The sequence below is a fragment of the Streptomyces sp. NPDC059398 genome (assembly GCF_042751845.1).
GTDB lineage: Bacteria > Actinomycetota > Actinomycetes > Streptomycetales > Streptomycetaceae > Streptomyces.
Genome location: NZ_JBHYWP010000118.1, coordinates 1 through 24217, shown reverse-complemented (window position 1 = coordinate 24217; position 24217 = coordinate 1). Strand labels below are relative to the sequence as shown.

Below are 24217 nucleotides of genomic sequence, written 5' to 3'. Positions count from 1 at the left end.
GCCCCGCGGTCCGGGCCGCGGGGCCGTCGGGATACGGGTTTCCTCAGCCGAGGGAGAAGGCGGATGCCAGCTCGCGCCACTCGGCGCGCGGCAGATCGCTGTGCCGGTCCCCCGCCAGCACCTGGAGCGCCACATGGTCGGCGCCCGCCGCACGGTAGGCGCCCACCCGGGTCCGTACCGTCTCCACATCCCCCAGGGCGAACAGCGCGTCGAGCAGCCGGTTGCTGCCGCCGTCGGCGAAGTCGGCCTCGTCGAAACCGAGCCGCAGCAGATTGTCGGTGTAGTTGCGGAGTTGCAGGTACATCGAGAGTGTTTCCCGCGCGACGGTGCGCGCCCGGTCGAGATCGGTGTCGAGTACGACCTTCAGCTCGGGAGCGAGCAGCGCGTCCGGCCCGAGGGCCGCGCGGGCCTGCGCCGTGTGCTCCGCGGTGACCAGATAGGGGTGGGCGCCCACGGCTCGTGCGGCGGACAGCTCCAGCATCTTCGGGCCGAGCGCTGCCAGCACCCGGCGCGAGGCGGGCACCGGGTCGGACGCGGTGTCCAGCGCGTCGAGGTAGGCGACCATCTCCGAGTACGGGCGGGCGTACTGCGGGGTGAGCGCGTCGTGGCTGACGCCGATCCCCAGCACGAACCGGCCGGGGTGGCGCTTCTCGATCCGCGCGACCTGTTCCGCGACCTCGCCCGCACTGTGCTGCCAGATGCTGAGGATGCCGGTGGCGACGGTGATACGCCGTGTGGCGTCGACGAGGGGCGCCACCTCTTCCATCGAGGGGCTGCCGCCGATCCAGAGGGTTCCGTAGCCGAGTTCGTCCAGCTCGGCCACGGCGTCGGACACTTCACCGCGGCGTTCGGGCTCCGCGGGGTGCAGGGCCCCGCTCCAGATGCCGATGGTGCCGAAACGCGCGTGTTCGTCAGAGGTCATGGAGGCTCCAACCGCCCCTGGCCCGCTGCCTATTCCGGCACGGCGGAACTATCGCCCGATCGGCCGAGCGCACCGCGCCGCTGGGCCGCTCCCCTCGCCCCCGTCGCCGCTCCCGCACCGTCCGGACGGTGCGGGTCAGCCGGAACCGGTCCGGCCGGCGCGGACTCCGGCCAGCTGCTGGGCGAACGGCACCACGTTCTCGTACACGTCCCCCGGCCCGCCCGTCACGGACCGGCCCGCCATCAGTGCGGCCAGCTCCCGGCCGGCCTGGTCGATGCGGCCCGGAAGGCTGCCGGTGGCGGCGTCGCCGTCCGAACCCCAGTCCTCGGAAGCGGCGTAGACGGCGGTGGGTACGGTCACCGCCCGCAGATAGGCGAAGAGCGGGCGCATCGCGTGCTCCAGTACGAGCGAGTGGCGCGCGGTGCCGCCGGTCGCGGCGATGAGCACCGGTGTCCCGGCCAGCGCGGTGGTGTCGACCAGGTCGAAGAAGGACTTGAAGAGCCCGCTGTACGAGGCGGTGAAGACCGGTGTCACGGCGATCAGACCGTTGGCCTCCGTCACCGCGTCGATGGCATCGCGCAGGGCCGGATTCGGGAAGCCGGCCACCAGGTGGTGGGCGATGGCGGTCGCCAGATCACGCAGCTCGATGACCCTGACCTCGACCTCGATACCGTCGGTTTCCGTGCCGTCGGCCGCCGCGCCGTCGAATTCCGTGCCATCGGCTTCCGCGCCCCGGAGCGTCCGGCCGGCGGCCTCGGCCAGCCGGTCGGCCAGCAGCCTGGTCGAGGACGGCCGGCCGAGACCGGCCGATACGGCCACCAGTTTCAGCGCGGTCATGCCGCCACCTCCTCCCCGGTCCCGGCCGCCTCCCGGCCCCGGTCGCGTGCGGCGACGAGAGCCGCGTGGGTGGGTCCTTCCGGCACCTCGGCGGGCCGCCGCTTCGCGAACTCCTCGCGCAGTACCGGCACGACCTCGTTGCCGAGGATGTCGAGCTGTTCGAGGACCGTCTTCAGCGGCAGCCCCGCGTGGTCCATCAGGAACAGCTGACGCTGGTAGTCGCCGAAGGAGTCCCGGAAGGACAGCGTTTTCTCGATGACCTCCTGCGGACTGCCGACGGTCAGCGGCGTCTGCTCGGTGAACTCCTCCAGCGAGGGCCCGTGTCCGTACACCGGCGCGTTGTCGAAGTACGGCCGGAACTCCCGTACGGCGTCCTGCGAGTTCTTCCGCATGAACACCTGCCCGCCGAGGCCCACCGTGGCCTGCTGGGGAGTGCCGTGCCCGTAGAAGGCGAAGCGCTCCCGGTAGAACGTGATCAGCCGCTTGAAGTGGTCCTTGGGCCAGAAGATGTTGTTGGCGAAGAAGCCGTCGCCGTAGTAGGCCGCCTGCTCGGCGATCTCCGGGCTGCGGATCGAGCCGTGCCAGACGAACGGCGGAACTCCGTCGAGGGGCCGGGGCGTGGCGGTGAAGCCCTGCAGCGGGGTGCGGAACTTGCCCTCCCAGTCCACGACTTCGTTGCGCCACAGCTCGTGGAGCAGCGCGTAGTTCTCCACGGCGAGCGGGATCCCCTGCCGGATGTCCTTGCCGAACCACGGATAGACCGGCCCGGTGTTGCCGCGCCCGAGCATCAGGTCGACACGGCCGTCCGCCAGGTGCTGGAGCATCGCGTAGTCCTCGGCGATCTTCACCGGGTCATTCGTCGTGATGAGAGTGGTGGAGGTGGAGAGGATGATGTTCTCGGTGCGGGCCGCGATATGCCCGAGCAGCGTGGTGGGGGACGACGGCACGAACGGCGGGTTGTGGTGCTCGCCGGTCGCGAAGACATCCAGGCCGACCTCCTCGGCCTTGAGCGCGATGGCGACCATCGCCTTGATCCGCTCGTGCTCGGACGGCGCCTTCCCCGTGGTCGGGTCGGTCGTGACATCGCCGACGGTGAAGATTCCGAACTGCATCGCGCTCACCTCTCGAAGCTCTGGGTGCTGCTCTGGCTGCTCTGGCTGTCCGACGGCTCCGGCCGCCCTGGCTGCCCGATCACTCGCCCAGCGGTTTAAGTAGTTGAAACTTGAACTGAATCGTACAACGGCGGACCCCCCGCACCTATTCCGCCCCACGGCTGCCGGCCGTGCCGCGGTGTTCAACCGGGTGAGCCGCCGCACCCCCGGTCCGCCCGGTGGCGTTGGGCACAGCGGCAGCAGGAACGGACACCGGCGGAGGGAGTACGGATGCACGGCCGAGCGGTACGGCACAGCAGAGCGGTACGGCAGGACGGACGGGTACGGCGCGACAGACGGGTACGGCCCCGCGGAGCGGTCCGGCGCGGCGGAAGGCTCGCACTTGTGGCGCTGGCCGCGTCGCTGGCCGTCGCGGCCCCGGCCCTGGCTGACGGCCGGGCGACCGGCGGAGGCTGGCACACCTGGGCCCCGGCCGGGCCCCAGCACGACGAGGAGCTGCGCGGCGTCGCGGCCCGCGGCCCCGCCGACGCCTGGGCCGTCGGATACCGCGAGAGCGGATCGGGCGTCGATGTACCCGTCGCCGAGCGCTTCGACGGCCGGGCCTGGCGGGCGACATCCGTGCCCGGCCATGCGGGGGCGGGGCAGCTCGACGCCGTGGTGCCGCTCTCGGCCCGCGACGTGTGGGCGGTGGGCACCTGGAACGACGCCCGGGCCGCGCAGGACCGCCCGCTCGCCGTGCATTTCGACGGCCGGGTCTGGCACACCGTGCCGCTGCCCGCCGGGCCCGCGAACCGTTCGGCCTATCCCTCGGGCCTCGCCGCCCTGGGACCCGACGACCTCTGGGCGGTCGGCGCCACCGCCGAGGACCGGATCGGCACACCCCGGCCGCTCGCCTACCACTGGGACGGCCACCGCTGGTCGTCCGTACCCACCCCCGCCACCGGCGGCGACGCCCTGCTGCAGGGCGCGGCATCCGATGGCGCGGGAGGGGTGTGGGCGGTGGGCGTGGCGTACGACGCACAGGGCGCCGGCCGGCCGCTGACCGAGCACTGGGACGGCGCCGCCTGGCGGATCGTCGGCGCACCCCACACCCCGGGCCGCGGTGAGTCCCTCGCCGCCGTCACGGCCGTCGGGCCGGACGATGTCTGGGCGGTCGGTGCCGGAGGCCCGGCCGACGGGGCCACGCACCCGCTCATCCTGCACTGGGACGGACGCGCCTGGACATCGGTGGCGGCGCCGCAGACCGACGCGAGTCTCCACGCGGTCTCCGCGGACGCACACGGCCGGCTCTGGGCGGTCGGCGAGCAACAGGGCGTCACCACACCGGCGTTCATCCTGCGCCGGGACGGCGGGGCGTGGCACTCCGTACCCGCCGACAGCGGCCCCGGAGGCAGGGGCGCATCCCTCTTCGGCGTCGCCACCGTCCCGCATCCGCGGCCGGGCGGCCCCACCGCCTGGGCGGTCGGTTCGACACTGCCGCAGCTGGGACCGGAGTGGCACCCGGTGATCGAGGGCTTCGGACCCGCCCGCCCGGTCCACTGAAGCGCGCGGGTGCGCACCGTGCCGAGGGGGCGGCGGTGCGCACCCGGGCACCGGTCCATTCGGGTGTGCCGGGTGGCGGCGCCCCACGGCCGCGCGGAGCCTCGGGGTAAGCCGTACAGAGGAAGCCGGAGGACCATGGGCACCGCGACCGCACCCCCCGCCCCGCCGCGCACACCCAAGGCGTCCACCGCGTCCGCCTACCGCAATCTGGTGATGGCGACGATCGGCTTCACCCTGACCTTCTGGGCCTGGTCCCTGATCGCACCGCTGGGCAGCGACTACAAGGACCGGCTCGGGCTCAGTTCCTTCCAGCAGTCGCTGCTGGTCGCCGTACCGGTCATCGTCGGCTCGCTGGGCCGGATCCCGGTCGGCGCGCTCACCGACCGGTATGGCGCCAGACTGATGTTCCCGCTGGTCACGGCCTGCACGATCGTGCCGGTGCTGCTGCTGATCCCGGCCAGGAACTCGTACGGCGCGCTGCTGGCCGTCGGCTTTCTGCTGGGTCTCGGCGGTACGACCTTCGCGATCGGCATCCCACTCGTCAACTCCTGGTTCCCGCCCGCGCAGCGGGGGCTGGCGCTGGGTGTGTTCGGGATGGGAATGGGCGGGGTCGCCCTCTCCGGGTACTTCACGACGCGGATCGCCAAGCACGGTGCCAACCTGCCGTTCATCGTGGTGGCCGTCGCGCTGGCCGTGTTCGCCGTGCTCGGCACGCTGCTGATCACCGACCACCCGGACCGGCAGGTGCCGGCCACCCCGCTGGCCGCCCGGCTCGGCAGCGCCGGCCGGCTGCGGGTGACGTGGGAGCTGTCGGCGCTGTACGCGATCGGGTTCGGCGGGATCGTGGCGTTCGGCGTCTATCTGCCGACGTATCTGAAGACCTGGTACCACCTCTCCCCCACCGACGCCGGTACCAAGGCGGCCGGCTTCGCGCTGGTCACCGTCATCTTCCGGCCGGTCGGCGGCCGCCTCGCCGACCGGATCCACCCCGCCGTCGTCACGGCGGGCGCGCTCGCGCTGGTCGCGCTGATGGCCGTCATCCAGGCATTCGACCCCCCGCTCGACCCCACCGGCACCATCTGCTTCCTCGCCATGGCGGCGGGCCTCGGCACGGCGAGCGGCAGTGTGTTCGCCCTGGTCTCCCAGGTCACCCCGCAGCCCCAGGTGGGGAGTGTGACCGGGATCGTCGGAGCGATGGGCGGCCTGGGCGGCTTCGTCCCGCCGCTGGTGATGGGGGCGATCTACAGCGCCAAGGGCAACTACTCGATCGGCTTCATGCTGCTCTCCGATCTGGCGCTGGCCGGGTGCGTCTACGCGTTCGGACGGATGCGGACCGTCAGAGCCTCCGCCGGACCGTGACGCGCCTCGCCCCCTTCCCGGGGCCGTCCTGATCAGTCCGGACGGCAGCCGCCGGGCGGGCCGCCCGGTGCGGCCGTGGACGCCCGGGGGTGGAGCACGGTCGGCAGCTCGGTCACCACGGTTCTGCGGCTGCCGGCGCAGACCTCCAGAAGACGGGTCACCGCGAGCGCTCCCGCCTCGCCGACCGGGACACCCAGCGCGGTGACGGCGGGCGAGGTCGCGCCCAGCGCCGTGAGGTCGTCGGCCGCGGCCAGACTCATGTCCTCCGGGACGCGGACACCGGCCGCCTTCAGCCCGTGCAGCAGGCCGAGCACCAGATAGCTGTTGTACGCGATCACCGCGGTGGCCCCGGACGGCAGCGCCGCCGCTGCCCCTATCCCCGCGTCGAAGGTGGGCGGCAGCGGCCCGAGCACCCGCAGCCGCGCCCCGGCGGCCGCCGCCTGCTCGGCCATGGCCGCCCGGCGCCGCGCGTCGGCCCAGGAACCGGCGGGGCCCGACACATACGCGATGTCACGGTGCCCGAGGCCGAGCAGATGCCGGACCAGCTCGGAGGTGCCGGACGCCGTGTCGAGGACGACGGCGGGCAGCCGTCCGGAGCGGCGGTCCACCAGGACGAGGGGGCGGCGCCCGGCCCGCTCGCGCAGCGCGGCGTCCGGGCCCACGGGAGCGACCATGATCAGGCCGTCGACCTGCTCGGAGATCCGGTCGGCGAGCGCCGCCTCGCGTTCGGCGCTGTACTCGGAGACGGTGAGCAGCAGATGGCTGTCAGTCTCCTCGGCGGCCTGCTGGGCACCGAGGACCAGGGGTGCGAAGAAGGGGTTGGCGAGGGTCGGCACGATCAGACCGATCATGCCGGTACGCCCGGTGGTGAGGGCGCGGGCGGCCGGATTCGGGTGGAAGCCGAGACCTTCGGCGGCGCCGCGCACCCGCTGGAGGGTGGTCTCGGCGACCATCTCCGGACGCATCAGCGCACGGGAAGCGGTCGCTTTGGACACACCCGCCGCACGGGCCACGTCAGCCAGCGTCGCCATCGTTCGGATCCCCCTCCGTCCGCCGTACGAACGGGACCCTGGGCGCGCCCCCGTACGGACCGTGTGACCGCAGTGTGACCGATCACGGGCTTCACGTGGCGGCCGGGTCGTGCCATCCTATCCGCAACCGGTCTCTGCAACCGGTTACAGAGACCGGTTGCAGAATTCTGGCGGCGTGGCACAGCATGTGGCGCAGCATCATCGAGGTACGCACCACCGCGGCACAGCACCATCACTCCGCATCTCCGTCACGCAGCATCACCACCGCACTCCAGCACCACCGCACCGCAGCACCGCCACCCAGCCGCGCAAGGGATCCGGAACACCGGCCTCGCCCCCTCATCCTGCCGAGGTACTCATGCCCCAACTCGACGCGCCCGACATACAGGACGCGCCAGGCCCGGCCCCCGGGCCACGCCCCTCGCCGCTGGAACGGCTGTTCCGGATCCGCGAGCGCGGCAGCACGCCACGCACCGAGGCCGTGGCGGGCCTGTCCATGTTCGTCGCCGCCGCCTACGCGGTGGTGGTCGTGCCCGGCCAGCTGGCGAAGGCGGGGCTGCCGCTCGGCCCCGCCACCACCGCCGTGATCATCGCGATCGTGCTGGCCACACTCGCCATGGGCCTGTTCGCGAACCTGCCGTTCGTCCTCGCCCCCGGTCTCGGCGGTGTCGCACTGCTCGCCGTGACCATCGTCGGCCAGGACGGGGTGCCCTGGGACTCCGCGCTGGGCATGGTCTTCTGGTCGGGCGTCGCGTTCCTGGTGCTCACCGCGCTCGGCATCCGCGATCTGATCACCCGGCTGATGCCGCTCAACCTCAAGTACGCGATCAGCGGCGGACTCGGGCTGTTCATCGCTCTGCTGGGGTTCCGGGACAGCGGGCTGGTGATCGCGAAGCCCGCGGGCAACTCGCTGAGCCTCGGTGACCTCTCGCAGCCTGCCGCCCTGCTCGCCCTCGGCGGCCTGGTGCTGCTGACGGCCCTGGTGACCCGGAAGGTGCCGGGCGCGTTCCTGATCACCATCGCCGTGGTGACCCTGGCGGGCATTCCGTGCGGGGTGACCGAGCTGCCCGGCCACTTCTTCGGGGCGCCCGACAGTCCGGGCCCCGTGATGTTCCACGTCGACATCATGGGCGCGCTGAAGCCGGAGTACTTCCCGTACATCTTCGCCTTCTTCGTCTCGGAGTTCTTCTCCATGACGGGCACCCTGATCGCCGTGGCCGGGCGGGCCGGTCTCACCGACAAGGACGGCAACGTGCCCGGCATCCGGCGTCCGTTCTACGTCGACTCGGGCGCCGTGATCGGCGGCGCCGGACTCGGCGCGCCCAGCATGACCGCGTATCTGGAGTCGTCGGCGGGCGCGGACAGCGGGGGCCGTACCGGGCTCACATCGGTGTACGCGGCGCTCGGCTTCGCGGCACTGCTGCTCGTCACGCCGTTCGCCACCCTGATCCCCTCGGCGGCAACCGCTCCGGTGCTGATGTACATCGGCCTGAGCATGCTCGGCGCGCTGCGCAACGTCGACTTCCGGGACCCGACGGACGCGGTCCCCGCGGCCCTGGTCGTCGCGACGACGATCTTCTTCGGCAACTTCGGCACCGGGATCGCCGTCGGCCTCGCCGCCCATGTGCTGGTGAAGGCCGCGGCGGGCCGCTTCCGCGAGATCCCGCTCGGCCTGTGGATCGTGATGATCCCGCTCGGCTACTACTTCTACACACTCGTCCCCTGACCCCGTGCCCCGAGGGTTCGGGGCGCGGCGTCCGGGAACCGACGGCTCGCTGAGGAGCACGCACCGCATGACCACTGACCAGCAGCATCTGCCGGAACCGCACGACGTCCGCATCAGCGGCGGCCGGGTGGTGTCCACGTTCACGGGTGAGGAGTTCGCAGCCGACGTCCTGCTGCGCGGCGACACCATCAGCGGGGTGCTGCCGCCCGGCGCGCCAGGTGACGCACGGGAGCGGGTGGACGCCACCGGGATGCTGATCGTGCCCGGCTTCGTCGACGCGCACATGCACATCGAGAGTTCGTTCCTCACCCCGCAGACGTTCGCCGGGCTGACCCTCGCCCGCGGTACGACGACGGTCCTGGCCGACCCGCACGAGATCGTCAATGTCGCGGGCGCCGAGGCGATGCGCTGGATGACCGAGGCGGGGCGGGGTACGCCGCAGACCCAGCTCTGGGGCGTACCGTCCTGCGTCCCCGCGCTCCAGGGCCTGGAGCACGCGGGCGCCAGTCTGTCCGCCGACGACATCGACGCGATGCTCCAGTGGCCGGGCGTCATCGCGCTGGGCGAGGTCATGGACTACCGGGCCGTGGTGGCCGACGAGCCGCGGATGCGGGGCATCGTGGGCGCGGCCCGCGAGCGCGGGGTCATCCTCGACGGCCACTGCCCGAACCTCAGCGGCGCCGAACTCAGCGCGTACATGGCCACCGGTGTCGACTCCGACCACACCAAGAACCGCACCGAAGTCGTCCTGGAGAAGGCCAGGATGGGCATGCTGATGATGCTCCAGGAGAAGTGCCTGCTCCCGGAGGTCGTCGACGCGCTCCTCGCGCTGCCGCAGTTGCCGCCGCTGTGCCTGGTCACCGACGACCTGGCCGCCGACCACATCGTCTCCACCGGCCACCTCGACCACATCGCGCGCGTCGCCGTGCGGGCCGGACTGTCCGCCGTCGATGTGCTGCGCGCCCTGACCTGGAACCCGGCGCAGCGGCTCCGGCTGTACGACCGCGGGGTGGTGGCTCCCGGCAAGCGGGCCGACCTGGTCCTGCTCCGCGGTGAGCTGGCCGCCTTCGACCCGGCGCTGGTGATCGCGGGCGGCCGGACCGTGGCGCGTGACGGAAAGCCGGTGTATGTGACGGAGCCGGTGGCCGGTGCGCTGACCGGCACGTTCGACGTCGAGCCGCAGACCCCGGAGGGCTTCCGCTGGCGGGTGGAGCTGCCCGACGGTGTGCACCGCTTCCGGGCGATGCGGGTCAACGCCCGGGACACGTACACCGAGGCCGCCGAGGCCGAACTGCCCGTCCGCGAAGGCGAGGTGCAGTGGGAGGGCCGGGTCACGCTGGTCCGGGTGCGCAACCGCTACGGCCGCTCCGGCACGGTCTTCGCCCCGCTGCTGGGCCGGGAGCTCTCGGCCGGCGCGGTGGCGACGTCGTACGCCCACGACAGCCACAACCTGGTCACCGTGGGGACCTCCCGGGCCGCGATGGCCACGGCGGCGGCCGCGGTGCTCGCCGACGGCGGCGGGGTCGCCGTCGTGCACGGCGACACGGTGGCGGCCCGGCTGCCACTGCCGGTCGCGGGGGTGATGTCCCCGGCACCGGCCGAGGAGATCGCCGCGCAGTCGGGTGCGGTGCGGACCGCGCTGACCCAGTGGGGCTGGGACCACCTCAACCCGTTCATGAGCGTGTCGACCCTGACACTCGCGGTCTCCCCCAGCCTGAAGATCACGGACCTGTCGCTGGTGGACGTGGTCCGCAGGGAGCCCGTGGGAGCGACGGTGCCCGCTGCTCCCTGACCCGGAGGCGTGCCCCCGGAGGCCGTGCGGCGGCGGCCCCGGTCGCCTTCCGCTGCGCGCCGGGGGCAAACGGTGTCAGCCTGGAGGGGACGGGTAGACGTACGGGCCGCCCTCCGGCGTACGGACGGGCACCGGGCACCGGCCAATGGGAAGGATCACCGTGATGGACCACCCCAGCGACAGCGGAGACGACGGCAACTCCGGGTACGGCAGGAAGCCGTTCAAGCGGTCGAAGAGCCACTTCGCGGACCGCATCACGGCGGACGGCCGGGACGGCTGGCCGGTGGAGGCCGGGCGGTACCGGCTGGTGGCCAGCCGGGCCTGCCCCTGGGCGAGCCGCGCACTCGTGTCGCGCCGGCTGCTGGGCCTGGAGGACGCGCTCTCGCTGGGCATCACCGACCCGGTCCAGGACGACCGCAGCTGGCGCTTCACCCTCGACCCGGACGGCCGGGACCCGGTACTCGGCATCCGGTTCCTCAGCGAGGCGTACGACGCGCGGGAGGCGGAGTACCCGGGCGGTGTCAGTGTGCCCGCGATCGTCGACGTGCCGAGCGGGCAGCTGGTCACCAACGACTACCAGCAGATCACCCTGGACCTCGCCACCGAGTGGACCGCGCTGCACAGGCCCGGCGCGCCCGATCTGTATCCCGAGCGGCTGCGCGGTGAGATCGACGAGGTCATGGAGGGGATCTACCGCGACGTCAACAACGGGGTGTACCGGGCGGGGTTCGCGTCGGAGCAGAGCGAGTACGAGGACGCGTACCGCGATGTGTTCCAGCGCCTCGACCTGGTCTCCGAGCGGCTGACCGGGCAGCGCTATCTGGTGGGGGACACGATCACCGAGGCGGACATCCGGCTCTTCACCACACTGGTGCGGTTCGACGCCGTCTACCACGGCCATTTCAAGTGCAACCGGTCGAAGCTGACCGAGGACCCCGTGCTCTGGGCGTACACGAGGGATCTGTTCCAGACACCCGGCTTCGGGGACACGGTCGATTTCGACCACATCAAGCGGCACTACTACGGGGTGCACAGGGGCATCAACCCGACCGGCATCGTGCCGCTGGGCCCGGACCTGAGCGGCTGGCTCACCCCGCACTACCGGGAGGAGCTGGGCGGCCGGCCGTTCGGGGACGGCACACCGCCGGGGCCGGTCGCACCGGCCGATGAGGTCCCGCCTGCCGGGCGCGCGCCCGAGTACTGAGGCCGGGCACCCCAGTGCCGGGGCGGAGTACGGAAAGGGCGCGCGGCGGCGTCACCCCTCCGCGCGCCTCCAGCGGGCGCGCCACCGGACGCGCGGCCACTATGGAGCGATGACGCATTCTCAGAAACTGGATCATCTTGCCCAGGTGACGACAGGCTGGGTCGCGCGCGATCTCAGCTCTCCGCACGGCCGGCTGAGGGACGCGCTGGTCAACTGGCGCCAGTCGTTCCCGCCGTCCTTCACCACCGATTCGGCCGGGGCGAGCACGGTACGGCTGGTCGTCGCCCCGCCGGGTCCCGCGCACCCCGAGGAGGCGATGCTTCTCCATCTGACGCACGCCGAGGCGGACCGGCTGATCCAGCTGCTGCACCGGGACACGGCTCAGCAGCCCGACCGGACCGGCAGGGATGACCGGACAGCACCCAGGGAGCTGCGGTCGACGACGGCGTCATCCGCGGCAGGGTGACCCGGAACGTCCTGATCCCGAACGGCCGGAAGCCGATCCGCAGTCCCCCTCCGCTTGCATTCCGTGGCGATGGCGTGGTGCGCCGGGTCGGCCAACAGCCGGGCGCCGGAGGATTCCGACACCATCCGACGACAGAGGAGCCAGAGATGCTGTTCGGCAAGGAGCATGTCGAGCGTTACGTCGCGACCGACGGAGCCGAGGGACACGAGTGGCAGGGAACGACGACCCTGATCCTCACCACCACCGGACGCAAGAGCGGTCAGCAGCGCAGCACTCCGCTGATCTACCAGGCGTACGGGGACGATCTGCTGGTCGTCGCGTCCAAGGGCGGATCCGACGAACCGCCGGCCTGGTATCTGAACCTCCAGGCGGACCCGGAGGTGCGGGTCCAGGTGAAGGGCGACCGGTTCACCGCCCGGGCGCGGACCGCGGGGCCTGCGGAGAAGCCGGACATGTGGCGGACGATGGCGGCGGCCTGGCCCGCGTACGACGAGTACCGGACGAAGACCGACCGCGAGATCCCCGTGGTGGTGCTCAGCCGGGCCTGACCGCGGCGGGCCGGGGCGCGGTGGGCCTGATCGCGGTGGGCCGGGGCGCGGTGGGCCGGGGCGGGTGCAGGCCGGGGCGGGTGCAGGCCGGGGCGGGCACGGGCCGATCCGGGCACGGGCCGGGGCCGATGCGGGCGTACCATCTCTCCGCGCCCCGCCCCGCTCCGTACGTCCACCGCAGGAGGCCCCGTTGTCCCTCACCCCCGCCCCCGGCGTCGTCACCGACACCGCCCGCCTGCTGCGCGACGCGGGCGACGGGGACCGGGGCGCGCTGTGGCGGCTGGCCGAGCCGGGGCGGCAACTGGACTCGAACGTGATCCGGCTGGCGCCCGAGGCCCAGGTTGCCGGACATGTGGAACCCGACCTCGATGTGCTCGTGTGTGTCGTCGGCGGCAGCGGGCGGCTGGAGACGGCCGACGGGCCGCAGGAGCTGACGCCGGGCGCGGTCCTCTGGCTGCCGCACGGCGTCCGCCGCTCGCTCGCCGCCGGGGCGGACGGCCTCTGCTATCTCACCGTGCACCGCCGTCGCCCCGGCCTCACCATCGCTCCGGCCGCGGCCGAGCCTGCGGGCGGGGAAGCGGCGTGTCTGCTGCAGCTGGTCTGCCCCGGCTGCGGGCGCCTCGCGCAGGAGTCCGGCGCACGATTCTGCTCCCGGTGCGGTGAAGAGCTGCCGACCGGCTGAGCGCCACAGCCGACCGAGGCGGCCCAAGCCGCCCCCGACCCGCGGCAGTTCCTCTATGTTGCTTGGCATGTCTCCGTCGATTCACCAAGGACTGCAACAGTCCTGACGGAGAGTCACCCCCACAGGAGGACATATGTCAGGCCAACGGTTCAGATGTGCCCCGTCCCGGCTGCGCGCGATACTCGTCGGCGTTGCCGCGGCCGGCCTCGCCCTCACCGCCGCGGGCGGCACCGGCAGCGCGGCCGCCGCCGACCCCGGTGCGCTGCCGCTGTCGGGAGCCACGGTGTCGGGGCTCCACAACACCTACGACCCCGCGGCCTTCCCCTATCTCGCCCAGTCCCTGGACACCGGCACCTCGATGATCGAGCTGGACGTCTGGGACGACGTCGTCACCAAGGAGTGGAAGGTCAGCCACTCCAACCCGCTGGGCAACAGCAACAACTGCGTGACGGCCGACAGCCCCGGCCAGCTCTACACCGGGGGCGCCAACAAGGATCTGGAGACCTGCCTGGACGACGTACGGGTGTGGCTCGGGGCCCACCCGGGACACGCGCCGCTGGTGATCAAGCTGGAGATGAAAGCGGGCTTCCAGTCCGATCTCGGCCTGGGGCCCGCCCAGTTGGACGAGGCGGTCGCCGCGCATCTGGGCTCCGCCGTCTTCCGGCCTGCGGACCTGCTGGCCAAACCGGGCGGCGGTCAGTACGCCTCCCTGGACGAGGCCGCCACCGCGGGAAACTGGCCCACGCGGGCCCAACTCGCCGGAAAGGTACTGCTGGAGATCATCCCCGGCACCGTCGAGGAGAAGAACCCGACGGACTCACTCTGGACGGACCGGGAGTACGCGGGCCACCTCCGCGATCTGCACACCTCGGGCCACACCGAACAGGCCCAGATCTTCCCCGCTGTGCACTCCGCCCAGGCGGGCGACCCCAGGTCGCGGTATACGGACACCTCGCTCCGCCCCTGGTTCGTCTTCTTCGACGGTGACGCGGCCGCGTATCTGGACGGCACCATCGACACCTCCTGGTACGACACCCACCACTACCTGCTGGTGATGACCGACGCCCAGAACGTGGCGCCGGTCCTGGACGACAGAGCCCCGTCCGAGTCCGACGCGAAGGCCCGTGTCGCCCAGCTCGCGGCGGCCCACGCGAGCATCGTCTCCAACGACTGGACCGGGCTCCCCCAGGTGCAGTCGTCCGCGCTGCCCCGCGGCTGACCACCGGCCCCGCGCCCTGAACAGGACCCGGAGCGCGGCCTCGTCCGCGGGCGGGACCGGGCCCGTACTCCCGGGCGGGACCCGGCCCGTGCCCTCACCACATCGGGCGGGGGCACGGGCCGGAGGCCGGGGCAGAACAGCCCGAAGTCCCGCCCGATCACCAAGGATTGGCAATGGTCTAGTCCAAGTCGTTGACGCGCACCCGGCAGACGCTGATTCTGGCGGCCACTCCCCGACTCAGGAGACCGTCAGATGAAACGCATTCGCATCCGCGCCGCGCTCTGCGGTGTGGCCACCGCCGCGCTGGCCGCCGCCGGTCTGGCCGCGTTCAGCACCGGCCAGGCGGCCGGAGCCACCACCAGCTCCGCGAAGACCGCAGGCACCACCGCGCTCAGCAACCGCTGGTACGCGGCGGCCCCGTACCTCATGCCCACCGACAACAACCCGCCGGACGCGGGCGCCATCATGGACGCCACCGGGCTGAAGGCCTTTCAGCTCGCCTTCATCCTGGCCCCCAACGGCGGCGGATGCAGCCCGACCTGGGGCGGCACATCGGCCGTGTCGTCGGACACCGCGGTCGGCTCGGTGATCAGCGCGATCCGCGCCAAGGGCGGTGATGTCTCGGTCTCCATCGGCGGGTACGGCGGCACCAAACTCGGGCAGGCGTGCTCCGACGCGGCGTCGACGGCCGCCGCCTACCAACAGGTCATCACCAAGTACCAGTTGAAGGCCATCGACTTCGACCTGGAAGAGCCGGAGTACGAGAACACGGCGGCCGTCGCGCACGAGATCGGCGCGGCGAAGATCCTCCAGCAGAACAACCCCGGCCTGTATGTGTCGGTCACCACCGCGGGCACCGCCGACGGCACCGGCTGGTTCGGCAAGCAGATGCTGAACGAGGCCAAGTCCCAGGGGTTCACGCCCAACAACTTCTCGATCATGCCCTTCGACGGGGGCTTCAACGGGGCCGCATCCCAGACGAGTGCGCTGACCAACTTCAACGCCATCCTGCGGTCCACCTTCGGGTGGGACGAGGCGACCGCCTACGCCCATGAGGGCTTCTCCGGGATGAACGGCCGCAGCGACACCGGTGAGTACTTCAAGCAGGCGGACTTCCAGACCGTCCTGGACTTCGCCACCAGCCACCACATGGACCGCTTCACCTTCTGGTCGCTCAACCGCGACCGCCAGTGCAGCCCGCCGGACAACGGCACCACGTCCGGGACCTGCAGCAGTGTGCCGCAGTCGGCCTGGGAGTTCGCCAAGTACTCGGTGACCTTCGCCGGGGCCACCCCGCCCACCACTCCCCCGACGACACCGCCGGTCTCGTCCTCCCCCACACCGCCGTCCGGCACCTGCTCGGCGGCGGCGTGGAGCAGCACCGCCACGTACACGGGCGGCGACACGGTCTCCCACGGCGGACACACCTGGCAGGCCCAGTGGTGGACCCAGAACGAGGAGCCGGGGACCACGGGCGACTGGGGCGTCTGGCGGGACAAGGGAGCCTGCTGAACGACGTAGCACCCTGAGAATGTCCCACCGGGCCACATGTCCCGGTGGGACATTTTCAGGTGTACGGTGAAAACATGACCGATGAGGGAAGAGCCGGGGACCGGCGGGTCCGCAAGGCCCGCAGGACCCGTGAGGCGCTTGCGGAAGCCGCCTGCGACCTCGTGTGCGACCGTGGGCTCAAGGCCGTCACGGTCGAGGACATCGCCGACCGCGCCGATGTCGCCCGCCGGACGTTCAGCCGTTACTTCTCCAGCAAGGAGGACGCAGTGCTGGACTCCGTACGCGCCGACGGCGACCGGATCAACGCCGCCCTGCGGGCCCGCCCGGCCGACGAGACCCCGCTCGCCGCCTACCGCAACGCGGTGGACGACTGGCTCACGGACGACGCCCACCCGGCCTGGCACCGGCGCCCGCGGATCTTCGAACTCATGAGGATCGCGGACCGCGAGCCGACGCTCTACGCGGCCTTCCAGCACATCCGGGTGGAGGCCCAGGCGGACTCGATCCGGATCCTGGCCGACCGGATGGGCGTGGACGACGGAGACGACCTGCGCCCCGCCGTTCTGGTGGGCGCGGGCGCCGGGGCCCTGGTGGCCGCACAGTCCGCCTGGGTCCGCGGCTCCCGCGAGGACGCGCTCCCCGGCATCGTCCAGGCCGCGTTCGCCGCACTCACCGGCGAACTGCCGCGGTCGTGACACCGCAAGCCGCGACACCACGGCTTGTCACACCACAGGTCGTGACACCGCCGCGGCGCACCGTACGAAAGGAACACAGGCACCATGAGCACCACCACCCCCACAGATGAGTTCGCCGGCCGGACCGCCCTGGTCACCGGCGGCGCGTCCGGCATCGGTCTGGCCATCGCCAGCCGGCTCGCCCGCGGCGGCGCCGCGGTCGTCGTGGCCGACTACAACGAGGAGGGCGCCCGCAAGGCCGCCGCCGGACTCAAGGCGTCCGGGGCCCGCGCCGCCGCCGTCGCCGTGGACGTCACCGACCCCGCTTCGGTGGAACGTGCCGTCCGGCACTCCACCGACACCTTCGGCGCGCTGCACCTCGCCGTGAACAACGCCGGGATCGGCGGTCCCAGCCTGCCGACCGGTGAGTACGGAGTGGACGACTGGCAGCGGGTGATCGGCACCAACCTCAACGGCGTCTTCTACTCGCTCAGGTACGAGCTGCCCGCGATCCTCGCGGCGGGCGGCGGCGCGGTCGTCAACATGGCCTCCATTCTGGGCACCAACGGTTTCGCGGGCTCTCCCGCCTATGTCGCCGCCAAGCACGGCGTCGTCGGGCTCACCAAGACCGCGGCACTCGAATACGCCGCACAGAACATCCGGATCAACGCCGTCGGACCGGGCTTCATCGACACCCCTCTGCTGCGCGACACGGACAACCCGATGCGGGAGCAGCTCGTGTCGCTGCACCCGGCGGGCCGGCTGGGAACGGCCGACGAAGTGGCCGAGCTGACGGCGTTCCTGCTCTCGGACCGCGCCTCGTTCATCCACGGCAGCTACCACCTGGTCGACGGCGGCTACGCCGCGCGCTGACCGATCACCACGGCGGGCCGGTATCGGGGACCGTCCCGCCCCTCAGCTGAGGAGCACCCCATGAAAGCAGTCCAGTACCGCACCATCGGCGCCGCACCCGAGGTCGTCACCGTCCCCGACCCCGAGCCGGGTCCGGGCCAGGTCCTTCTGAAGGTCACAGCCGCGGGCGTCTGCCACTCCGACATCGCCGTGATGAGCCGGCCCGCCGAGAGCCTGCCGTACGACCTTCCGCTCACCCTCGGACACGAGGGGGCCGGCACGGTCGCCGCGCTGGGCGCCGGTGTCACCGGCCTCACCGAGGGCGAGTCCGTCGCGGTCTACGGGCCGTGGGGCTGCGGATCCTGCATCAAGTGCGCCGAGGGCAAGGAGAACTACTGCCTGCGCGCCGCTGAACTCGGTATCCACCCGCCGGGTCTCGGCGCCCCGGGCGCGATGGCCGAGTACATGATCGTGGACAGCCCGCGCCATCTGGTGCCGCTCGGCGACCTCGACCCGGTGCGGGCCGTGCCGCTCACCGACGCCGGTCTGACCCCATACCACGCCATCAAGCGCTCCCTGCCGAAGCTCACGCCCGGCACCACCGCTGTGGTCATCGGCACCGGCGGTCTCGGGCATGTGGCGATCCAGCTGCTGCGGGCGATGTCCGCCGCCCGGGTCGTGGCGCTCGACGTCACGCAGGACAAGCTCGCGCTGGCGAAGACGGTCGGGGCCCATGAGGCGGTGCTCTCGGACGAGCACGCGGCCGCCGGGGTCCGTGCACTGACCGGCGGGCTCGGCGCCCAGGCGGTATTCGACTTCGTGGGCGTTCCGTCCACCGCGGCGCTGGCCGGTGCGGTGGCCGGGGTCGAGGCGGATGTCGCGCTGGTCGGGATCGGCGGCGGCACCCTGCCCGTCGGCTTCGGCGCGCTCGCCTTCGAGGTCTCGGTCGCGGCGCCCTACTGGGGTTCGCGTGCGGAGCTCACCGAGGTGCTCGACCTCGCGCGCGCAGGATCGGTGGACGTCCATGTGGAGACGTACCCGATCGACGAGGCCCCGCTCGCCTATGAGCGGCTGCACGCCGGGAAGATCAACGGACGCGCGGTCATCCTGCCGCAGAGCTGAACACCACGGTGGAGCTGTTCAGCGTGGCGAGCAGCACGGCCCCTGAGGGAAGCCCCGTCCATTCCGGAAAGGCGGGCGGGGCCGGGGGCGAAGGAGAGGCCGCGGGCGAGGGAATTGCGCGCTGCATCCGCAGGGCGTCGACGGATTCCGCCAGAAGTTCGTATTCGGTGGTGTCGTCATTGATCGCGAATCGCATGAGCCCGCCGCTGGCCAGCACTTCCGCGGCTTTTTCCTGCTGCGGCCCGCCGTCCCGCCAGGCGCGGAAAGCACCTGGTACGTCGGGGGCGTCGGCGGGCAGTTCGAAGAGCGCCCGGTCCGGGAAGCAGCCGCCGCCGGGGCTGGGATCCAGCCGTTCCGAGATCCAGGTCGCCCGGTCCCGCAGCCACCAGAGGGCCAGCGGGAGGGTGGGGGCGCGGTAGGTGCCGAGCGGCACCCCGACGCGGCGTCCACCGCAGACTCCGTACGCGGTGACATGGCACAGGAATTCGTCGTGCACAGCCACTCCCCCAGGGCAGTTCGCGGCCAGGGCCCGGTCACGGACCGGGCATTGTCTGTCCGGGGCGTGCGGGCCTTTCGCAGATGGATCGCGGTGGAATCGAACGGAATTCAACCTTCCCCGTCAACGAGTATCTTCACTCCGGCCGCATTGTCACCATAGGGTTCTGGCCATATCTCCGGCATATTCACGGTCGACCTTGGCCGAAAAGCCTCCGCGATACGGCACGGAAGCGGCCCCGGACACAGAAGAGCCCCGGCTGGTCGGGGGAGGCCAGCCGGGGCGGTCCTTCATGCGGGGACGGAGGGCCGGCGCCCTGGGCGCTCCGCTCCGTTCCCACATCAAGGTGAACGGTGAACCAGGCCCGAATGTTCCGGCCCCTCCCGGGGGAGCATGTGAGCTGCGGCACCCCGTGCCATCCGGAACATGTCCCGCCGCTCCGCACCCCGGCGGCCTGTGGCATATGCCAGAAGCACCATCGCATCGAGTGTTGCCAATTCCCTTACGGGCCTTCGCTCCCTGTGCAACAGTCATTACCGGTCCATCCCGCAGCCCTGGCCGCGCCGCGCCCGTATCGGAGTACGTCATGCCGTCCCATGTGTTCGCGGACCGTCCCGCCCCCCAGCCACCCGGCCGGGGCACGGTCGACGCGCTCATCACCCGGACCCGCCTGCTGCGCGGGGACATGGACGCCGTACGGCGTGACGCCGCCGCCGACGACGACGACGTACAGGGCCGCTGGCAGCGCGCACTCTGCGATCTGGCCGTCCACCACCTCGACGACCTGGGCACACATCTGGGGCAGCTCAAGGAAGGGCTGCCCACGGGAGCGGACGCTCCGCTCCGCGGTGCATCCGCCGGCCCCGGCGCCCACGCCCACCCCGGCACCGGACCCGGCTCCCTGCTCAGCCGGGTGGGCAGCGCCGAGTGGGACCTCCTCACCGACGAGGTCAGCTGGTCCGACGAGCTGTACCGGATCTTCGGCCGCCCGCCGGAGAACGGTCCGCTCTCCCTGGACGAACTGCCCACCGTGGTACTCGCCGACGACCAGGCCCGGCTCACCGCGATGGTCACCGACTGCCTGGTCGACGGAGCGCCGATCGACGGCGAGTTCCGGATCAGGCGGCCCGACTCGACCGTCCGTGTCCTGCACATGAGGGGCGAGCCGGTGCTCGACGCCGACGGCTGCACGGCCTCCATGTGGGCCGTACTGCGCGACGTCAGCGACCTGCGGCGCAGTGAGCGCACGGTACGGGAGACGGAGGACTCGCTCCAGCGAAGGGAGCAGGTCGCCCGGACGGAGCGCCGGGTCGCGGTGGAGTTACAGGAAGCCGTACTGCCGCCCTGGCGCGGTCCGGTACGGCTTCCGCAGGGCGGCCCCGCGGCGCTCGACCTGGCAGCCCACTATCTGCCGTCCGCCGCCCCTTCCCGTATCGGCGGCGACTGGTACGACGCGATGCCGCTCCCCGACGGCCGGTCCCTGCTCTCGGTGGGAGATCTGACCGGACACGGCGTGGGCGCCACCTCCGCGATGGCGATGCTGCTGGGCGCGGTGCGCGGCATGGCCGTGGCCGGTATCGGCCCCGGACCTCTCATGGGTCATCTCAACGAACTTCTGGAAGCCTCCACGCAGCCCTGTCTGGGCAGCGCGCTGTGCTGCCGCTACGACCCCGACGCGCGGACCCTGTCCTGGGCCCAGTCGGGGCACCCCGCTCCCCTGCTCTTCCGCGGGGGAACGGGGCGCGCGCTCACGCCGCCGAGCGGAGTGCTGCTCGGCGCGATGCCCGGGACGTCCTACGGGCAGGCCGATGAGCGGCTCAGGGGCGGGGACGTGCTGGTCCTGCACACCGGCGGGCTGGCACCGTCCGGCGCCGCGGACGCTCCGGGCGGCGGACTGCTCGCACTGGCACCGCAGTTCACCGGTGCGGGCACCGCACAGGAGTGCATGCGGATGGTCGTGGAGCAGTACGGCCACACGGAGCGCCAGGAGGACGCCTGTGTGCTGATCGCCCGCGTCGGCGACCGGTAGCGCACACCCGCACCGGACCCTTCCTGCCCGCTGCTTCGCCGCCGGCTCCGGTCCGCGCCTGAGCCGTCTCCCCGGTCACGCCGGGGCGTTCTTGGCCCGCTTCATCTGGGGGGGCATGGCGAGCTGGATCTCCTCGCGCAGTTCCCGGATACTCCCGTGCCGGCCGTACTGTCCGGTGAGCCGGTACATCTCCCGCAGCCGGTCCCAGGTGCGGTGCGAGGAGGTCTCCCCCATCGACACCAGTGCGAGCCTGGCGTAGCGGTCGGCCTGTTCGGGGTCGTCCGCGATGAAGCAGGCGGAGGCCAGCGAGATGTAGTCGAAGATCTTCGAGCGCTGGCGGCCGTTGATCCGCAGTTCGAGCGCCCGCTTGGCGTGGCTCTGGGCGGTGGCAGCGGCGGACGGTTCATGGTCGGCGAGCGTGCGGTACGCCAGAGCCTGCATCCCGTGGAGGTCCGCCTCGTCGAACATCTGCATCCAGCTCGGCGCCGGCTCGTCCCCCCGGTCGGAGACGAACAGCTCCTCGGCCTCGCCGAGCGTGCGCCGCATCGCCTGGCCGTGGCCCAGCGACGCCTGCGCCCACGCCTCGATGGTGTGCAGCATGGCGCGGGTACGCGGCAGATTGCGTTCACCGGATCCGCTCCGGGCGAGCTTCATCAGGTCCAGGGCCTCGTCCGGGCGGCCCAGATGGACCATCTGGCGGGCGGCCCGCGACAGGGCCTCCCCGGCGCGCGGCCGGTCGCCGCCCTCGCGCGCCGCGTGCGCCGCGATGACGAAGTACTTCTGGGCGGTGGGTTCGAGGCCGACGTCGTGGGACATCCAGCCCGCGAGTACGGCGAGGTTGGCGGCGACACCCCACAGGCGCCGCTGCAGGGAGTCGGGGTGGCGGTAGGAGAGCATGCCCCCCACTTCGTTCAACTGGCCCACCACCGCCTTGCGTTGCAGCCCGCCGCCGCGTGAGGCGTCCCAGGCGCGGAAGATCTCGACGGAGTGCTCCAGCGCCTCGATCTCCTGCGATCCGATGGGCGCGGCCTCGTACCGGTCGAAGGCGGCGGGCTCGGCGTGCAGCGGCCGTGCGGTGCGCGGAGCGTCCGAAGCGAGGGCGGGGTCGGTGTGGAGCCAGTCGTACATGGCGCTGCTGAGTGCGGAGCCTGCGGCAAGCGCAGCGCCTGCGCCCACCAAGCCGCGTCGGTTGAGCATGAGGTCCATTCCCGTGAATTCGGTGAGGACCGCTGCCGTCCGTTCTGGCGCCCACGGGAGGCCGTCCGGGTTCGCTGTCTCTTCCGCGTTCCCGGTGGCCTGCCGTTTTCCAGCGCGCCCAGGGCGTACGAACCCGAGGTCCTCGATGGTCACGACACGGCCGAGCCGCTCGGTGAACAGGGCTGCCAGCACCTTCGGCACGGGATCGCGCGGGCTCTCGCCCATGTCGATCCAGCGCCGCACCCGCGAGGTGTCGGTCGCCAGCTGCTGGTGGCCCATGACGGCCGCCTGCCGGTTCACGAGTCTCGCGAGTTCGCCCTTGGACCAGCCGGCCAGGCCGAACAGGTCTGCCAGGCGGGTGTTGGGTTCTCCGGTCACGTCAAGCCCCCAGGTTCTCGGCTGGTTCGACAGTAACCCTGTGTCAGATGCCGTGCGACTATTCGCCAGGGTTCGCCAGGGTCCGCCAGATGGTGTGCCACCCGCGGACCGTTGTGAGGTAGGAACGCGCCACCCCGACCCGGTGGCCGGACCGTACTCCCCAGGGTATGCAACGGCCGCCGGGGCGGGCAGCGCACGCAACCCGTCGGCACACGAAGGGATCTGTATCCCCCATGTACACAGCATCATCCTCCGTGTCCGCCCCATCCCGGCCGCACCGTTCCCTCCCTGCCGGTGGCGGACCGTACCTCGACCCCTCCCACGCCGCTGCGGCGCTCGGCACCGGCCGGGTCCGGCGGGCGGCCGGGCCGGGCCCCCAACCGCTCAGCGGGAGGCTCGACCTGTCCGGCTCCCAGGGCGCCCAGCTGCGGATGGCGATCGCCTCCGTGCACCGCATCTGCCCGGAGTTCAACCCCGTACAGGTCCTGCGCCGGAGCAGCCGGTCGGTCCTGCTGGTGGGAACGACCGGGCGGGCCACGGCAGTTGCCAAGTGCCTGATCGACCAGTCGCCCGCCTGGGCGGAGAGCTTCCGCCACGAAATAGCTACATACCGTACGTTCGTCCGGCACCGCCCCCCGGCCCGGGTACCGAGGCTCATCGCCGCGGATCCCGACAACTGCACGCTGGTGATCGAGCGGATGGCCGGACGGGCGGCGGCACTTCAGCGCCACCCCGTGGAGAGCCCGCCGCGCGCGGATCTGCGGGCGGTCTTCGACGCCGTCACCCGGGTGAACGCCTGGCGGCCGCCGGCCGGTCTCTTCGGCCAGCCCCTGGACTACGCATCCCGGATCGCCAGGTACCACGAGCTCGGCCTCTTCACCGACCGGGATCTCGGCGACCTCCAGAAGCTGCTGCACGGGCTCGCGCACTCCGGCGGCCGGCAGGGCATGGGAGAGTTCTGCCACGGTGACGCACTGCTCTCCAACATCCTGGTGTCACCAGCAGGCCCGGTGCTGGTCGACTGGGAGCACGCGGGCTGGTATCTGCCCGGGTACGACCTGGCGACGCTCTGGTCGGTACTCGGCGAGGCGCCGGTGGCGCGGCGCCGGATCAGCCAGCTGGCCCAGGCCGCGGGTCCCGCGGCCAGGGATGCCTTCCTGGTGAATCTGATGCTGGTGCTGACCCGCGAGATCCGTACGTACGAGACGGCCGTCCAGCGCACCATCCGGGAGGCCGCACCGGCCGGTGGGGGCCAGCAGCCGCAGCCCGGTGTGCTGTCCCACGGCGAGGAGCAGCGGCTGCTGCTCCGCAGGCTGCACGACGACTGCGCGCTGGCCCGCCGTGCCGTACGCGCGGCTGTCGGCACCCGCTGAACCCGCGGGTCCCGGCGCCAGGCTCCGGGGGGGAAGCACGGTGGGGGGGGGCGGCGGGCCCGCCGCGGCGCGGCCGGGCGGGGGGGCGCCCGGGGGGGGGCGGCGCGGCGGGGGGCGCCGGCGCGGCCGGCCGCGCCCCCCCCC

20 protein-coding genes and 1 pseudogene are annotated in these 24217 nt (G+C 72.2%); 15 read left to right on the top strand and 6 right to left on the bottom strand.

The window, feature by feature from the left end; genetic code table 11:
* Nucleotides 1–43 precede the first annotated feature (43 nt).
* From ACFXBC_RS30780 to ACFXBC_RS30770, 3 genes are all read right to left on the bottom strand, one after another.
* Nucleotides 44–922: an LLM class F420-dependent oxidoreductase gene (locus ACFXBC_RS30780; protein ID WP_385031821.1), complete on the bottom strand. Its 879-nt coding sequence runs from the start codon at nt 920–922 to the stop codon at nt 44–46.
* A 135-nt stretch (nt 923–1057) separates the two neighbouring features.
* A complete protein-coding gene (locus tag ACFXBC_RS30775) occupies nt 1058–1759 on the bottom strand; it encodes an FMN reductase (RefSeq protein ID WP_385031818.1) in 702 nt (233 codons plus the stop codon).
* A complete protein-coding gene (locus tag ACFXBC_RS30770; protein ID WP_385031815.1) occupies nt 1756–2871 on the bottom strand; it encodes an LLM class flavin-dependent oxidoreductase in 1116 nt (371 codons plus the stop codon). Before ACFXBC_RS30770 ends, ACFXBC_RS30775 begins: the two co-directional genes overlap by 4 nt.
* A 270-nt stretch (nt 2872–3141) precedes the next feature.
* Between ACFXBC_RS30770 and ACFXBC_RS30765 the strand changes: the two genes are divergently transcribed.
* Together ACFXBC_RS30765 and ACFXBC_RS30760 are read left to right on the top strand one after the other, a co-directional pair.
* Complete coding sequence (locus ACFXBC_RS30765; RefSeq protein WP_385031812.1) at nt 3142–4413, top strand: hypothetical protein; 1272 nt, start codon at nt 3142–3144, stop codon at nt 4411–4413.
* 135 nt (nt 4414–4548) lie between these two features.
* On the top strand, nt 4549–5772 hold the full coding sequence (locus tag ACFXBC_RS30760; protein WP_385031809.1) for an MFS transporter: 1224 nt from the start codon (nt 4549–4551) through the stop codon (nt 5770–5772).
* Between the two features lie 32 nt (nt 5773–5804).
* Here the strand turns inward: ACFXBC_RS30760 and ACFXBC_RS30755 are convergent, their stop codons facing one another.
* A complete protein-coding gene (locus ACFXBC_RS30755; RefSeq protein ID WP_385031806.1) occupies nt 5805–6803 on the bottom strand; it encodes a LacI family DNA-binding transcriptional regulator in 999 nt (332 codons plus the stop codon).
* Nucleotides 6804–7161: 358 nt separating this feature from the next.
* On the opposite strand from ACFXBC_RS30755, the gene ACFXBC_RS30750 reads away from it, so the two are divergent.
* The 11 genes from ACFXBC_RS30750 (at nt 7162) to ACFXBC_RS30700 (ending at nt 18600) form a co-directional block, all read left to right on the top strand.
* A complete protein-coding gene (locus tag ACFXBC_RS30750) occupies nt 7162–8529 on the top strand; it encodes an NCS2 family permease (protein ID WP_385031803.1) in 1368 nt (455 codons plus the stop codon).
* Nucleotides 8530–8596: 67 nt separating this feature from the next.
* The gene (locus ACFXBC_RS30745; protein WP_385031800.1) at nt 8597–10321 is read left to right on the top strand and encodes an adenine deaminase C-terminal domain-containing protein; all 1725 of its coding nucleotides are present in this window, start codon (nt 8597–8599) and stop codon (nt 10319–10321) included.
* Nucleotides 10322–10484: 163 nt separating this feature from the next.
* The gene (locus ACFXBC_RS30740) at nt 10485–11525 is read left to right on the top strand and encodes a glutathione S-transferase family protein (protein WP_385031797.1); all 1041 of its coding nucleotides are present in this window, start codon (nt 10485–10487) and stop codon (nt 11523–11525) included.
* Between the two features lie 109 nt (nt 11526–11634).
* Complete coding sequence (locus ACFXBC_RS30735; RefSeq protein WP_385031794.1) at nt 11635–11991, top strand: hypothetical protein; 357 nt, start codon at nt 11635–11637, stop codon at nt 11989–11991.
* A 146-nt stretch (nt 11992–12137) separates the two neighbouring features.
* On the top strand, nt 12138–12539 hold the full coding sequence (locus ACFXBC_RS30730) for a nitroreductase family deazaflavin-dependent oxidoreductase (protein ID WP_385031791.1): 402 nt from the start codon (nt 12138–12140) through the stop codon (nt 12537–12539).
* A 190-nt stretch (nt 12540–12729) separates the two neighbouring features.
* A complete protein-coding gene (locus ACFXBC_RS30725) occupies nt 12730–13221 on the top strand; it encodes a cupin domain-containing protein (RefSeq protein ID WP_385031788.1) in 492 nt (163 codons plus the stop codon).
* Between the two features lie 133 nt (nt 13222–13354).
* Complete coding sequence (locus ACFXBC_RS30720) at nt 13355–14440, top strand: phosphatidylinositol-specific phospholipase C domain-containing protein (RefSeq protein WP_385031785.1); 1086 nt, start codon at nt 13355–13357, stop codon at nt 14438–14440.
* A gap of 252 nt (nt 14441–14692) precedes the next feature.
* Nucleotides 14693–15952, top strand: a complete 1260-nt coding sequence (locus tag ACFXBC_RS30715) for a chitinase (protein ID WP_385031782.1) — start codon at nt 14693–14695, stop codon at nt 15950–15952.
* 74 nt (nt 15953–16026) lie between these two features.
* Complete coding sequence (locus tag ACFXBC_RS30710) at nt 16027–16647, top strand: TetR/AcrR family transcriptional regulator (protein ID WP_385031779.1); 621 nt, start codon at nt 16027–16029, stop codon at nt 16645–16647.
* Between the two features lie 84 nt (nt 16648–16731).
* Nucleotides 16732–17499, top strand: a complete 768-nt coding sequence (locus ACFXBC_RS30705; RefSeq protein ID WP_385031776.1) for an SDR family NAD(P)-dependent oxidoreductase — start codon at nt 16732–16734, stop codon at nt 17497–17499.
* 60 nt (nt 17500–17559) lie between these two features.
* Entirely contained in the window at nt 17560–18600 is a 1041-nt protein-coding gene (locus ACFXBC_RS30700) for an NAD(P)-dependent alcohol dehydrogenase (protein WP_385031773.1), read from the top strand.
* Between the two features lie 106 nt (nt 18601–18706).
* On the opposite strand, the pseudogene ACFXBC_RS30695 reads toward ACFXBC_RS30700, so the two are convergent.
* Nucleotides 18707–19096 (bottom strand): annotated as a pseudogene (locus tag ACFXBC_RS30695) (hypothetical protein); the annotation flags it as partial.
* Between the two features lie 586 nt (nt 19097–19682).
* Between ACFXBC_RS30695 and ACFXBC_RS30690 the strand changes: the two are divergent.
* Complete coding sequence (locus tag ACFXBC_RS30690) at nt 19683–21125, top strand: PP2C family protein-serine/threonine phosphatase (RefSeq protein ID WP_385031770.1); 1443 nt, start codon at nt 19683–19685, stop codon at nt 21123–21125.
* A 75-nt stretch (nt 21126–21200) separates the two neighbouring features.
* On the opposite strand, the gene ACFXBC_RS30685 is transcribed toward ACFXBC_RS30690, so the two are convergent.
* A complete protein-coding gene (locus ACFXBC_RS30685) occupies nt 21201–22700 on the bottom strand; it encodes a hypothetical protein (protein WP_385031767.1) in 1500 nt (499 codons plus the stop codon).
* Nucleotides 22701–22933: 233 nt separating this feature from the next.
* On the opposite strand from ACFXBC_RS30685, the gene ACFXBC_RS30680 reads away from it, so the two are divergent.
* Nucleotides 22934–24073, top strand: coding sequence for an aminoglycoside phosphotransferase family protein (locus ACFXBC_RS30680; protein ID WP_385031764.1), 1140 nt, complete (start codon nt 22934–22936; stop codon nt 24071–24073).
* The last annotated feature ends 144 nt before the right edge of the window (nt 24074–24217 follow it).

Coding starts and splice junctions, on each gene's coding strand:
- ACFXBC_RS30780 (WP_385031821.1), bottom strand. CDS start 922: ATGACCTCTGACGAACACGCGCGTTTCGGCACCATCGGCATCTGGAGC.
- ACFXBC_RS30775 (WP_385031818.1), bottom strand. CDS start 1,759: ATGACCGCGCTGAAACTGGTGGCCGTATCGGCCGGTCTCGGCCGGCCG.
- ACFXBC_RS30770 (WP_385031815.1), bottom strand. CDS start 2,871: ATGCAGTTCGGAATCTTCACCGTCGGCGATGTCACGACCGACCCGACC.
- ACFXBC_RS30765 (WP_385031812.1), top strand. CDS start 3,142: ATGCACGGCCGAGCGGTACGGCACAGCAGAGCGGTACGGCAGGACGGA.
- ACFXBC_RS30760 (WP_385031809.1), top strand. CDS start 4,549: ATGGGCACCGCGACCGCACCCCCCGCCCCGCCGCGCACACCCAAGGCG.
- ACFXBC_RS30755 (WP_385031806.1), bottom strand. CDS start 6,803: ATGGCGACGCTGGCTGACGTGGCCCGTGCGGCGGGTGTGTCCAAAGCG.
- ACFXBC_RS30750 (WP_385031803.1), top strand. CDS start 7,162: ATGCCCCAACTCGACGCGCCCGACATACAGGACGCGCCAGGCCCGGCC.
- ACFXBC_RS30745 (WP_385031800.1), top strand. CDS start 8,597: ATGACCACTGACCAGCAGCATCTGCCGGAACCGCACGACGTCCGCATC.
- ACFXBC_RS30740 (WP_385031797.1), top strand. CDS start 10,485: ATGGACCACCCCAGCGACAGCGGAGACGACGGCAACTCCGGGTACGGC.
- ACFXBC_RS30735 (WP_385031794.1), top strand. CDS start 11,635: ATGACGCATTCTCAGAAACTGGATCATCTTGCCCAGGTGACGACAGGC.
- ACFXBC_RS30730 (WP_385031791.1), top strand. CDS start 12,138: ATGCTGTTCGGCAAGGAGCATGTCGAGCGTTACGTCGCGACCGACGGA.
- ACFXBC_RS30720 (WP_385031785.1), top strand. CDS start 13,355: ATGTCAGGCCAACGGTTCAGATGTGCCCCGTCCCGGCTGCGCGCGATA.
- ACFXBC_RS30715 (WP_385031782.1), top strand. CDS start 14,693: ATGAAACGCATTCGCATCCGCGCCGCGCTCTGCGGTGTGGCCACCGCC.
- ACFXBC_RS30710 (WP_385031779.1), top strand. CDS start 16,027: ATGACCGATGAGGGAAGAGCCGGGGACCGGCGGGTCCGCAAGGCCCGC.
- ACFXBC_RS30705 (WP_385031776.1), top strand. CDS start 16,732: ATGAGCACCACCACCCCCACAGATGAGTTCGCCGGCCGGACCGCCCTG.
- ACFXBC_RS30700 (WP_385031773.1), top strand. CDS start 17,560: ATGAAAGCAGTCCAGTACCGCACCATCGGCGCCGCACCCGAGGTCGTC.
- ACFXBC_RS30690 (WP_385031770.1), top strand. CDS start 19,683: ATGCCGTCCCATGTGTTCGCGGACCGTCCCGCCCCCCAGCCACCCGGC.
- ACFXBC_RS30680 (WP_385031764.1), top strand. CDS start 22,934: ATGTACACAGCATCATCCTCCGTGTCCGCCCCATCCCGGCCGCACCGT.